This is a genomic window from Pannonibacter sp. SL95, from assembly GCF_026672425.1.
In the GTDB taxonomy this organism is placed as follows: domain Bacteria; phylum Pseudomonadota; class Alphaproteobacteria; order Rhizobiales; family Stappiaceae; genus Pannonibacter.
The window spans coordinates 1,340,406-1,353,122 of sequence record NZ_JAPPRC010000006.1; the positions used below are offsets into that span (position 1 = coordinate 1,340,406).

At 64.9% G+C, this 12,717-nt stretch carries 7 protein-coding genes; all 7 read left to right on the top strand.

What is annotated here, in order from left to right; all coding sequences use genetic code 11:
* The first annotated feature begins 111 nt into the window (after positions 1-111).
* The gene (phnE, locus tag OVA12_RS23070; RefSeq protein WP_268141166.1) at positions 112-984 is read left to right on the top strand and encodes a phosphonate ABC transporter, permease protein PhnE; all 873 of its coding nucleotides are present in this window, start codon (positions 112-114) and stop codon (positions 982-984) included.
* Between the two features lie 10 nt (positions 985-994).
* Positions 995-2,338 (top strand): phosphonate ABC transporter, permease protein PhnE, encoded by a 1,344-nt coding sequence (phnE, locus tag OVA12_RS23075; RefSeq protein WP_268141168.1) that lies wholly within the window; start codon positions 995-997, stop codon positions 2,336-2,338.
* Positions 2,339-2,480: 142 nt separating this feature from the next.
* The gene (locus tag OVA12_RS23080; protein ID WP_442793915.1) at positions 2,481-3,689 is read left to right on the top strand and encodes a lytic murein transglycosylase; all 1,209 of its coding nucleotides are present in this window, start codon (positions 2,481-2,483) and stop codon (positions 3,687-3,689) included.
* A 72-nt stretch (positions 3,690-3,761) separates the two neighbouring features.
* Positions 3,762-4,415 (top strand): ParA family partition ATPase, encoded by a 654-nt coding sequence (gene parA, locus OVA12_RS23085; protein ID WP_268141170.1) that lies wholly within the window; start codon positions 3,762-3,764, stop codon positions 4,413-4,415.
* A gap of 177 nt (positions 4,416-4,592) precedes the next feature.
* Entirely contained in the window at positions 4,593-10,070 is a 5,478-nt protein-coding gene (locus OVA12_RS23090) for an MG2 domain-containing protein (RefSeq protein WP_268141171.1), read from the top strand.
* Positions 10,071-10,334: 264 nt separating this feature from the next.
* Positions 10,335-10,922 carry a transglycosylase domain-containing protein gene (locus tag OVA12_RS23095; protein ID WP_268141173.1) on the top strand — a complete coding sequence of 196 codons (588 nt, stop codon included), beginning with the start codon at positions 10,335-10,337 and terminating at the stop codon, positions 10,920-10,922.
* Positions 10,882-12,432: a penicillin-binding transpeptidase domain-containing protein gene (locus tag OVA12_RS23100; protein WP_268141174.1), complete on the top strand. Its 1,551-nt coding sequence runs from the start codon at positions 10,882-10,884 to the stop codon at positions 12,430-12,432. The genes OVA12_RS23095 and OVA12_RS23100 overlap by 41 nt, the downstream gene beginning before the upstream one ends.
* Positions 12,433-12,717 lie beyond the last annotated feature (285 nt).

The following is a 12,717-nucleotide window of genomic DNA, read 5'->3' on the forward strand; positions in this document are numbered from 1 at the left end:
GGAAGGGCGCGAGCATGCTCGCGCCCTTCTTGTGTCCGCAATACCGCGAGCCGCGACGCACAGGTTCTGCTGCGCGCCTTCTCGCGAGCTACCCCTCCTGGAGACCGAGCCTTGTCTGCGCAAGTAACCCTGACGCAAAATCCCAGACTCCGGGAAATCGGTGACGCCTACGAGCGTCTGTCCCGCAGCCGCAGCCTGTACACCGTGCTTCTGATCGTCGTCTGTGCGGTCATCATCATCGGCGGCTTCATGGTTGCCGACGAGGCAAACTCGGGCAGCTTCTGGGGGGGGCTGTCGAGCTTCTTTGACTATCCGGCCGACATCATCACCGGCACATACGCCGCTGGCTGGGGCTGGTTCGCCCTGGTCTGGAGCTATCTGCCGTTCCTGGTCGAAACCATCAACATTGCGGTCCTCTCGACGATCATTGGTTTTGCCCTCGGCGCGCTCTTGAGCTTTGTCGCCAGCCGGAACCTTGTGCGCAACAAGCTGATCGTCTTCTGCATGCGCCGGGTGATGGACATCTGCCGTGCGTTCCCGGAGCTGGTGATCGCACTCGTCCTGGTTCTGTCGCTGGGGCCCACCCCGCTTGCTGCCGTCATTGCCGTCGCCTTCCACACCATCGGTGCACTGGCAAAGCTGTTTTCTGAAGTCAACGAGAACGCCGACATGAAGCCGGTTGACGGCCTGAAGTCGGTTGGTGCCACCTGGGGGCAGCAGATGCGCTTTGGCGTTCTGCCGCAGGTTCTGCCCAACTTCCTGTCCTACGGTCTGCTCCGTCTCGAGATCAACGTTCGCGCCTCGGCCATTCTCGGCTTCGTTGGCGCCGGTGGTCTTGGCGCCGAGCTGAAGAAGGTCGTCGACTGGAACTACGCCGCCGATATCTCGGCCATCATCGTCCTGCTCGTCGCTGCCGTCATCGGTATCGACTACCTGTCGGGCTGGGCGCGTCGTGCCCTCATCGGCAAGACCGGCACCATCTGAGGCACCATCGATGACCAAGCCCCTGTCCACTGAAGTTGATGCGCTCTCGGCTCGCCATCCGGGTGTCATCGACCGTCCGCTGACCCAGCGCTTCCTGCCCTTCGCGGTCGCCTTCGTCCTGATCGCCTATGTCTTCGGCAGCCTGGCCTCCTTCGATGTCGTCCGCGTCCTGTCCGGCACACGCACCGATCTGGTCAACCTCTTCTTCCTCGACAGCTATGCCTACAAGGTCCATGCCGTCCGCAAGCTTGAGAGCCCGGAGTTCGTCCTGTCGCTCGAAGGCAGCCGCTATGCTGTCTACGACGAACGGCCGGCCTGGCTCGCAGTAACCGGCGAGGAGACGGATATCGACCTCGGCTCCGACGGCCGCGTACACATCAAGGGCGACACGCTGGAGTACTACCCGAAGGACGAAGAGGTCGCCTACAAGATCAAGTTCGGTCCGGGCCTGGTGCCGCAGCTCGTCGAGGGCGTTGCGCCGGACTGGATGCGCGCGAGCGACATCCAGGTTGACATGCGTCCCTCGCTGTTCGCGCGCATCTGGATCACCAAATCAAAGATCGAGATCCATCGCTACTTCCTTGGCTGGGAGAACTTCTGGTTCGACTTCGACTCGCCGTTGAACGGCAAGAGCTTCGGCGAAATCGCGAGCCTGGCCGTGTCGGGCGAGCGGATGGACCCGGCGATGGCGAACTGGCAGTACATCTTCTTCCAGTTCTGGAACAACCAGGAATGGCAGCACGGCGAGGTCTATTATGCCCTGCTGCAGACCGTGATCATGGCACTGGTCGGTACGTTGGTTGCCGGCATCATTGCCCTGCCGCTTGCCTTTGCGGCCGCTGCCAACATCAATCCCGTCGGTGTGGCCCGCTTCGGCATCCGTCGCTTCTTCGACTTCCTGCGCGGCATCGATACCCTGATCTGGTCGTTGATCTTCATCCGCGCCTTCGGTCTTGGTCCGCTCTCTGGCATCTTTGCGATCTTCTTCACCGACACCGGCGCGCTCGGCAAGCTGTTCTCGGAAGCCATCGAGAACGCCGACCGCAAGCAGGCCGAAGGCATCCAGGCCACCGGCGCCTCGTCGATCCAGAAGTACCGGTTCGGCATTTTCCCGCAGATCATGCCGGTGTTCATCTCGCAGCTGCTCTACTACATGGAGTCCAACACCCGGTCTGCCACCGTCATCGGCGCGCTGGGAGCTGGCGGCATCGGTCTGAAGCTGCTGGAGACCATGCGCACCCGTCAGGACTGGGAAAACACCGCCTACATCATCGCGCTGATCATTCTCGTCGTGATCATCATGGACAACATGTCCGGCTGGCTGCGCCGCAAGCTGATCGAAGGCAGCAACTGATCTTCTCTATTGCTGATCGTCTTTCCGAAAGGCGCTGCCGGTCCCGGCAGCGCCTTTTTGCGTCAGTCCGGCATCACGCTGATGCCGTTGGCGTCCCGGTGCCGTTTCGGCATAGTGAACACGAAACAGCGGAGACAGGGTGATGACGATTCGGTTCAGGGCCGGGCTTCGAAATGCCGGGCGACGCGTTGCACTGGCGACAGCGCTTCTGGCAATGGCCAGCGCTCCGGCCCTCGCCATCGAGGCCTGTGTCGCGCGCTTGTCTCGCGAAGCCGAAGCACAGGGCATCCGGCCGGACATCGTCGCCCGCATGCTGGCAACGGCAAAGGCCGATGAGCGTGTCGTCCGGTTTTCGTCCAGCCAGCCGGAATACGAGACACCGGTCTGGGACTACATGGCCTTCCTCGTCGATGAGCAGCGGATCAAGGACGGCGAAGCCTTGCTGAAACAGCATGCCAAAACGCTGGCGGCTGTCGAGAAGGCCTATGGTGTCGAGCGGCAGGTGGTCGTTGCTGTCTGGGGCATTGAGAGCGATTTCGGCAAGTCGAAGGGCGATTTCTATACCCCGCATGCGCTTGCCAATCTGGCTTGTGCCGGAGGCAAGCGGGCCAACTACTTCCGCGACGAGCTGATGAAGACGCTGCTCATTGCCAATAGGGGTGACGTTCCTGTCGACAAGTTCCAGGGCTCCTGGGCCGGGGCCTTCGGTCAGACCCAGTTCATGCCCACCACCTATCTGCGGCTGGCAGTCGACTTTGACCGCGACGGCCGCAAGGATCTGGTCGACACCACGGCAGACGCGCTGGCCTCGACCGCGAATTTCCTCAAGGACGCGGGCTGGGAGAAGGGGCGCGCCTGGGGTTACGAGGTCAAGCTGCCGAAGGGCTACAAGGGGCCGGTTGGCCGCCGCGAACGGGCGGCGCTTGCCACCTGGGCCAAGCGTGGGCTCGTGCGCCTGGACGGCAAGGCGTTGTCCGGCGGGCTCGAGGCCGGACTGATCCTGCCGGCCGGCGAGGCGGGCCCGGCCTTTCTTGTGACGCGCAATTTCGATGCGCTGTTTTCCTATAACGCCTCGCAATCCTATGGCCTCGCGATCGCGCTCCTGTCGCAGCTGATCAGTGGCGGCGAGCCATTCAAGGCGGCCTGGCCGACGGAGGATCCGGGTCTGTCCCGCGCCCAGCGGCTTGATCTGCAGAAGCGGCTTGCCGAAAAGGGGTTCTATGACGGCGAGATCGACGGCCGCGTCGGCCCCGGCACGCGGGAGGCGATCAAGCGGGCCGAAGCAAACTATGGCTTGCAGCCGACAGGGCGTCCGGGCTACCGGATCTATCAGGCACTTGGCGGCGGCTGAGCCCAAGCGGTTCGGCGGGAGGTCTACCTGGGCGTGGCTGGAGGAGAGCTGCGCCGGTCGGAGAGGCAGCACATGACCGGAACGATCCTCACCATTGCCCAGCAGAAGGGTGGCTCGGGCAAGACCACTGTGACGGCCCATCTTGCTCTTGGCCTGTTGCATTCGGCCCCTGGCCTGCGCATCGCGTTGCTGGATGTTGATCCGCAGGGATCGCTTGGCACTTGGGTCGAGACGCGGGAGGCCCGGCTTGGCGAGACCGCCATCGGCGTGACGCTGCGCACGGCCAGCGGCTGGGGGGCCCGCCGCGAAGCGCGCGCCCTGGCCCGTGACCACGATTTCGTGCTCATCGACACGCCGCCCAAGACCGATGTCGACGCAAGGCCGGCCATCGATGCCTCCGACCTCGTCATCGTGCCCGTCCAGCCAACTCTGGTTGATCTGTGGGCCACCGGCCAGACCTTCGAGATGGCCCGGCGAGAGGACAAGCCTGCTGTTCTGGTGCTCAACAGGGTGCCGCCACGTGCCGCGCTGACCGGCGATGTCGGCGAGGCCATCGTGGCCTCCGGCTTTGCCCGCCTGGAGCCGTTCCTCGGCAATCGCACGGTGTTTGCCGCCTCGATGGGGCAGGGGCTGACCGCGCTCGAAACGGAGCCGCGCGGCAAGGCGGCTGCAGAGGTTCTTGCCCTCGTGGCGGCCCTGCGCCAGCGTCTGCCGTCCGCCAGCTGATACATCACCTCGCATCGAACCTTCTCCATCGCGCTTGACGGATGCCCTGCCGCCCGCGATGCTCGCATCGTATTGTCATCAGCATTTGCCACAATTCCGCGTGGCACTGTTCGCGTTTCGAAATTTTGTTTGAACAACAGGCGGCCTCAGCGAATTGGCTGCCCCCGGAGGTCGATCATGCTGCGGTACTTCGCCCGCGCGGCCCGCGCGCCCCTTGCCATGGCATTCCTCACGCTCGCGCTGGCCGGCCCCCTGGCCGCTGCTGAGCGCAAGATCGTCACGATCCCGGACGCCGACTATTTCGGTGGCGACTACAAGACCGTCAAGGACGTCGAACTGAAGGGTTGCGAGGCCGCCTGCATCGGTGACAATCAGTGCCAGGCCTTCACCTACAACACCTCGGCACGCTGGTGTTTCCTGAAGAACACCCAGGGCGAAGTGCAGAGCTTCCGCGGCGCCATCGCCGGGCGAATTGTCACAGCTGCCACGAAGACTGTGAATGCGACCGCCGAACGCAAGGTCGATCTCGCCTTTATCCCGAAATACACCATGGATGAGGCGCAGCGTTACGCCCTCTCCCTGCCGCGCCTGACCGACACGCCCTCCGACAGCGCCAGCGTGCTGCGCAAGCGCGCCGGCGAGGCCTTGTCCGCTGGCCGCTTCGAGGAGGCCGAGACCGACTTTGCTGGTCTGGTCACTCTGGATCCGGCCGATTCTGCCGCCTGGGCCGGCCTTGCCAGCGCCCAGCTTGGCCAGAACCCGGACGACTGGAACCGCCGCTCCGAACTGCGCCAGAACGGCACGTCCTCTGCCATCAATGCCTATCTCACCTCCCAAAGCGAAGGCGGGCGACTGAAGGCGCTGGAACTGGTGGCGGACGCCTTCACGGCCAACGAAAACTGGAAGCCGGTGATCAAGGCGCTGCGTCTGGCCCTGACCCTCAACGCCAGCCCGGCTTTGAAGGAACGGTATGACCAGGTGATGGCCGAGCACGGCTTCCGCATTGTCAATCATCAGGTTGATGCCGACGCGGCCGAGCCGCGCATCTGCGTTGTTTTCTCCGAAGAACTGCCCCGCGGCGAGGATCTGTCCTCCTTCGTCAAGGTGAGCGGCGAGGCGGGAACGGCAGTCTCCTCCGACGGATCGCAGCTTTGCGTCACCGGCGTGCGTCACGGCGGCCGCTATGGTGTGACGGTGCGTGCTGGCGTGCCCTCTGCCGATGGTGAGAAGCTCGAAAAGTCCGCGGACGTGACGCTCTATGTCCGCGATCGCTCGGCCTCGGTGCATTTCCTCGGCCGCGCCTATGTCCTGCCGCGCGGCAAGGACGCCACCATTCCGATTGTCTCGGTGAACACGAGCGAAGTGGCTGCCGAAATCTTCCGCGTTGGCGATCGTGGCCTTGTTGATGTGGTGCGCGACGAGCGGTTCCTGCGCCAGCTCGCGCCCTATGAGAGCGATCAGCTTGCCGATGAACTGGGCGAAAAGATCTGGTCCGGCATCGTCAGCACGGCCAATCCGCTCAACACGGACGTCACCACCGCCATTCCGCTGGAAGACATCGGCCTCGATCTGAAGCCGGGCGTCTATGCCATGTCGGCGCGTTCCAAGCTCGACACCCAGAACGAGTGGGGCGCCCGCGCGACCCAGTGGTTCATCGTTTCGGACATCGGCATTGCCGCTTATTCCGGCCCGGACGGTGTCGTTGCCTCGCTGCGGTCCCTGTCCTCGGCCAAGGCGCTGGACGGCGTTCCGGTCAAGCTCGTCGCGGTCAACAACGAGATCCTGGGCGAGGGCATGAGCGATGCCAAGGGTCTGGCAACCTTTGCGCCCGGGCTGACCCGTGGCCGTGGTGGCCGTGCCCCGGCGCTGGTTGTCGCCGAAACCAAAGATGGCGACTATTCCTTCCTTGACCTGCGCAAGCCTGCCTTCGACCTGTCCGATCGCGGGGTCGAGGGCCGTGAAGCGCCCGGACCGCTTGATGTTTTCGCCTGGACCGAGAAGGGCATCTACAGGTCGGGTGAAACCGTCCACGCCCAGGCCTTGCTGCGCAACGCCCGCGCTGACGCGCAGACCGATCTGCCGCTGACCCTGGTGTTCGAGCGTCCTGACGGCGTTGAACACCTGCGCACGCTGGCCAATGACGCCGGGCTCGGCGGCTATGCCCATGACCTTGAACTGGCCCCTGGCGTGCAGCAGGGCGTCTGGTCGATGAAGGTCTATCTCGATCCGAAAGGCTCACCGCTGGCGCAGAAGACTTTCCTCGTCGAGGACTACCAGCCCGAGCGCGTGGACTACCAGCTTGAGACCGGTGCCAAGGCCTTCGAATTCGGCGTTCCGACGGAGGTTTCGCTGGAGGGCCGCTTCCTCTATGGCGCCCCGGCGTCCGGTCAGGTGCTGGAGGGCGACATCACGGTTGCCCCGACCCGTTCGATGGCAGCCTATCCGGGGTACAAGTTCGGTCTCACGGACGAGGCCTTGTATCCGACCCGCGATTCTCTGCCGGAAGGTCTGCGCACCGACGACGATGGAGCCCTGCGCTTTGCCGTGAACCTGCCGCAGGTCTCGCCCAGTTCCGGCCTCTACACCGCGTCGCTGATCACCCGTCTCGTCGAAACCGGCGGCCGCTACGTCGAACGCCGGCTGGAAATGCCCGTCCTGCCCGGCTCGCCGCGCGTGGGCGTCAAGCCGCTGTTCAGCGATGGCGTCGATGAGGGCGGTCCGGCCGATTTCGAAGTCATCGTCATTGACGGCAAGGGCGAGCGTCAGGCCGCATCCGGGCTGAACTGGACCCTGTCGCGCATCGAGACCCGCTATCAGTGGTATCGCAGCGACGGCAACTGGGCCTATGAACCGGTGACGACGTCTGAACGGGTGGCAACCGGCAAGCTGGACGTTGCCGCTGGCGCTCCGGCAAAGCTGTCGGCGCCGGTCAAATGGGGCGAGTACCGTCTCGAGGTCAGCCTGAGCGGGGCACAGCCGGCAGCGACAAGCGAGACCTTTACCGCCGGCTGGTATGTTGCCGATGCGGCCTCCGAGACCCCGGATGTGCTTGAGGTCGGCCTCGACAAGACGGCCTACCGTCCGGGTGACACCGCTGTCCTGCGGCTCAAACCGCAGTTCGACGGCATCGCTGTCGTCAACGTCTTCTCCGACCGCCTGCTGTCGAGCGAAGCTGTCCCCGTCAAGGCCGGGGAAGCCAGCGTCGACGTTGCCATCACCGAAGACTGGGGCCCTGGCGCATACATCACGGCGACCCTTTACCGGCCGATGGATCTGGAAGCCAAGCGCATGCCTGCGCGCGCGCTCGGCCTGTCCTGGGCTCAGGTCGAGCCGGGCGATCGCAAGCTGGCGGTCGAGATCGAGGCACCGGCAACGATGCGTCCACGCACAGCGCTTGAGACGACGGTCCGGATCGCCAATCTTCAGGCTGGCGACAAGGCCTATCTGACCCTTGCGGCCGTCGATGTCGGCATTCTCAACCTGACCGGCTACAAGACGCCGGATCCGGCCACCTGGTACTTCGGCCAGCGCCGTCTGGGTGTCGAACTGCGCGATCTCTATGGTCAGCTCATTGACCGGACGGCCGGCACGCGCGGACAGGTCCGCTCGGGTGGTGACGGCGGTTCGCTGCTTCAGGCTCCGCCGCCCGATGAGGAGCCGGTAGCTCTGTTCTCCGGCATCGTGGAAGTCGGTGCCGATGGCCGTGTGCCCGTCGCCTTCGACATTCCGGACTTCAATGGCAAGCTGCGCCTGATGGCGGTGGCCTGGACCAAGGCTGGCGTCGGCAGCGCCGAGCGGGACGTCGAAGTGCGCGATCCGGTGGTCATGTCGGCCAGCCTGCCGCGGTTCCTTGCCCCGGGCGACACGTCGCGCATTCTCGTCGAGATCGACAATGTCGACGGCCCGGCGGGCAGCTACCGGTTCGTCGCCAACAGCGATGGCCCGGTCAGCTTCACCGGTGCCACCGAACTGGCGGTCGATCTTTCCCCCGGCAAGAAGTCGGAACTGCGCCTGCCGGTGAGTGCAGGGGAGGGAACAGGCGACACGGTCATCGAGCTTGCAATCACCGGCCCGGATGGCACCAGCGCGACAAAGACACTGGCGCTTGGTGTTCGTGACACCCAGCCCTACGTCACGACGCGCGAGGTCTATTCGCTTGAGCCGGGCAACAGCGTCTCCGTCGGGGCGTCTGCGCTGGACGGATACCGGACAGGAACCGTCACCGTGGCTCTTGCTGCGGGCGGGGCGGCCGAAATCGACGTGCCCGGACTGCTCGCTGCGCTCGACCGCTATCCCTATGGCTGCACGGAACAGACCACCAGCCGCGCGCTGCCGCTGCTTTATCTCAACGAAGTGGCCGAAAGCGTCGGCCTCGGGTCGGACGAGGCGCTGCGGGCGCGTGTGACGAAAGCCATTCAGGACGTTCTGGCCAACCAGAACTCCGGCGGCTCCTTCGGTCTGTGGAACAGCTACGGCAACACGGACACCTGGCTCGATGCCTACGTCGCGGACTTCCTCGTCCGTGCCCGTGAGAAGGGGTATGACGTGCCGGAGGTTGCCTATCAGGCGGCACTCGACAGTCTGCAGAACCGGATTTCCTACGCGTCCGATTTCTCGGAAGGCGGGGAAGGCATTGCCTATGCGCTCTATGTCCTGGCCCGCACCGGCCGGGCATCGATCGGCGACCTTCGCTACTACATGGACGTGAAGCTTGCCGATTTCGCAACGCCGCTGGCCAAGGCACAGATCGCAGCAAGCCTTGCCCTCTATGGCGAAGGCGAGCGGTCCGGCACAGGCTTCAAGGCAGCCATCGAAGGCCTGCCGATGGAAAAGGCTGGCCTCTTCCGCGAAGACTTCGGCTCGCCGCTGCGCGATGGCGCCGGTGTCCTCGGCTATCTCGCCGAGGCACGCTCACCGGTTTCCAGCAAGCCGGTCACCGAGTTCGTCGCGCGGCAGCAGGCCTTCACGCCGGTTCCCTCGACCCAGGACATGGCCTGGCTGCTGCTCGCCGCCCGTGAAGCCAACGAACAGGCAAAGGCAGCCAAGCTCGCGCTCGACGGCGAGGTTCAGCCGGGCAAGCTGGGCTGGGCATTCACCGGCGGAGAGATCGCGGCCAAGGATGTCGAACTGTCGAACCGGGGCGACCAGCCGACGAATGTCGTGCTGTCGATCAGCGGCCAGCCGAGCGAACCTCTGCCGGCCGGCGGCAACGGCTTCAACATCACCCGGACCTTCTATGATCTGGAAGGGAACGAGATCGATCCGACGGCTGTGCCCTACAACACGCGCATGGCCGTTGTCATCGAGGTCGAGCCGCTCAGCGAGAACAACGGCCGCCTTCTGGTCGTTGACCGCCTGCCCGGTGGTGTGGTGATCGACAATCCGCGGCTGGTTCGCTCCGGCGACCTCGGCGCGCTCGACTGGCTGACCACCATCGATCAACCCGATCACGTCGAGTTCCGCACGGACCAGTTTGTCGTGTCGGTCGACCAGCGCAACTTCGGCGATCCGGTGCTCACCTTTGCCTATCTGGCCCGTGCCGTGACCCCTGGCTCCTACACACTGCCGCCGGCAAGCGTGGAGGACATGTATGTCGCCGATCGCGGGGCGATCACAGACACGGGCCGCTTCGAGGTGCTCGGCCCGGTCAAGTAAGGCCGAAAATGAAAGAGGGTTGCTGGGTTCCGGGATACGACGGGTCATATCCGTCTTGTGCAGGAACTCAGCTTCATCATTCCGGCCTGCCAGTGTCTCGCAGCCCGCACCGGTGCCGCCGGCCGGAGCGCCGTGAAGTGGCTGTGGCTTCTTCGTAGGTTGGAAAGTTGAATGGACCAGTCTGCGCCTCAGCGGCAGCGTGTTTTTTCCCGGCTGCCTCGCCGCCTGCGCCGCATTGTCCCTGCAGCAGCTGGCTTGTGCCTCATGGCCGCAATGGGGACCGGCTACCTCGCTTATGCCGTTGCGACAGCGCCCTTGCCCCCGGCGCTGGCTGATATTTCCGTGTCGCGCGTCGTGCTGGATCGCAACGGCGATCTCCTGCGGGCCTTCGCGACATCGGATGAGCGCTGGCGCCTGCCCGTAAAGCTGGCAGACGTCGATCCACTCTACATCCGTATGCTGATGGCCTTTGAGGATCGCCGGTTTCGCGACCATTCGGGCGTCGATCCGCGAGCGCTCGCGCGGGCCGTTCTGCAGTCCCTCAGCGAAGGCCGCATCGTTTCGGGTGGCTCGACGCTGACCATGCAGGTCATCCGCTTGCTGAACGAAGCACCCACCCGGGACGTTGCCGCCAAATGGCAGCAGCTGGTAGGCGCTCTCGCGCTGGAGCGCCGTCTCGACAAGGACGACATTCTGGCACTGTATCTGATGCGCGCACCGTTCGGCGGCAATCTGGAAGGCGTGCGGGCGGCGTCGCTGGTCTGGTTCGGCAAGGAGCCGCGCCGGCTGACGCCTGCCGAGGCGGCGCTGCTTGTCGCCCTGCCGCAGTCGCCCGAATCGCGCCGAGCCTGACCGCCTCCCGGACAACGCCCGCAAGGCCCGGGACCGGGTCCTTACCCGGGCGGTCGAGGAGGGCGTCCTGTCGCTGGAGGAGGCCGAGGCGGCGCGCCGGGATCCCGTCCCGACCACGCGCCGGCCAATGCCGATGATCGCTCCGCACCTGACGTCGACGGTCGTTGCGGCCAGTCCCGCGCGTGTCGAACATCGCCTGACCCTGGACCGGGCCTTGCAACAGGCGATGGAGCAGCTGGTTGCCGCCAAGGCGCAGGCCCTGGGCCCGCAGATGTCCGTGGCCTTGCTGGTTGCCGATCATGGCAGCGGCGAAATACTCGCTAGCGTCGGCTCGCCGGGTCTGACCGATGACGGGCGTCAGGGCTACGTCGACATGACCGTCGCTGTCCGCTCACCTGGATCTGCGCTGAAGCCGCTCATCTATGGTCTCGCCTTCGAACAGGGCATAGCGCATCCCGAGAGCTACATTGAGGATCGGCCAATCCGGATCGCAGGCTATGATCCGACCAACTTCGACCTGTCCTTCCAGGGCACGGTGACCGTGCGCGAAGCACTGCAGCTGTCGCTGAACATTCCGGCTGTGAAGCTTCTGGAGGCCGTCGGCCCGGCTCAGCTGACGGCACGCCTCCGGCGCACCGGCGTCACGCCCGTCCTTCCCGAGGGCCTGACGCCGGGTCTTGCCATTGGTCTCGGCGGTCTTGGTCTCACCTTGCGTGACCTGACGACGCTTTATGCCGCGATTGCAAGCGGTGGCCGCCCGCTGCGCCTCACGCACATGTATGGCGAATCGACCCGGTTGACGCCTGCCTTGCCCGTGCTGGAGCCTGTCCCGGCCTGGTATGTGGGAGACATCCTCGCCAAGGCTCCGCGTCCGAGCACAGCCGCCGACGCCGGGATCGCCTTCAAGACAGGGACCGCCTATGGCTACCGCGACGCCGTGGCTGTTGGCTATGACGGCCGGCATGTCGTCGGTGTCTGGACCGGGCGCGCCGATGGCACGCCGGTTCCCGGCATGACCGGACTGAAGTCGGCTGCCCCCATCCTGTTCGAAGCCTTCGACCGGCTCGGCCCGGCGCGGGTGCCGCTGGCCGCTCCCCCGTCCGGCGTCCTGTCACTTGCGACGTCCAGCCTGCCGCAGCCTCTGCGCCGCGCCCGTGTGCGCAGCGAATCTTTCTCCGGGATAGCTGTCTCCGGATCGGCACCGGCCCCCTCACTCGGCCGTCTGGCGGCAGGGCCCCTCGTGGCGTCGCTCAGGATCTCTCATCCACCGGACGGGGCCGACGTTGATCTGGGGCTGCAGTCGATCGGCCCTGACCGGCCGAAGCCGGCTTTGGTCGTCAAGCTGCAAGGCGGGCAGGGGCCATACACCTGGTTTGCCAACGGCAAGCCCGTTGGCAGCGGGCCCTACATGACCCAGCTTGTCTGGACGCCGGATGGGCCCGGCCAGCAGACGATCCTCGTGATCGACGCTGCGGGCGCTACGGACCGGGTTGAGGTTACACTGCGCTGACAACGCCACCTCGCCCGCCCAGGCCTTGTCCGCGGAGCATAGGTCCTGACTTATACGTATTCTGCCGTTGGTGGTAATTGTCGCAAATTTGCTGATTCCTGCCGCTTTTGTGGTCATGCTGTTTGTGCCGCGGCGACGTTTATTTGCCGGTTCCTTGTGCATCTCTGGTCATGGTCTTCGGAATGACATTTATTTCGTGACTTTCCTGCAACATCAACGCCGGAACAGTGTTCCGAACGATCCGCTTAGCCAGTTCAATGTTGAAGGATCGGCGTGCTCGGTTAT

Excerpts from the sequence above, each read along its gene's own strand:
- phnE (WP_268141168.1), top strand. The coding sequence starts at position 995 with ATGACCAAGCCCCTGTCCACTGAAGTTGATGCGCTCTCGGCTCGCCAT.
- OVA12_RS23080 (WP_442793915.1), top strand. The coding sequence starts at position 2,481 with ATGACGATTCGGTTCAGGGCCGGGCTTCGAAATGCCGGGCGACGCGTT.
- parA (WP_268141170.1), top strand. The coding sequence starts at position 3,762 with ATGACCGGAACGATCCTCACCATTGCCCAGCAGAAGGGTGGCTCGGGC.
- OVA12_RS23090 (WP_268141171.1), top strand. The coding sequence starts at position 4,593 with ATGCTGCGGTACTTCGCCCGCGCGGCCCGCGCGCCCCTTGCCATGGCA.
- OVA12_RS23095 (WP_268141173.1), top strand. The coding sequence starts at position 10,335 with ATGGCCGCAATGGGGACCGGCTACCTCGCTTATGCCGTTGCGACAGCG.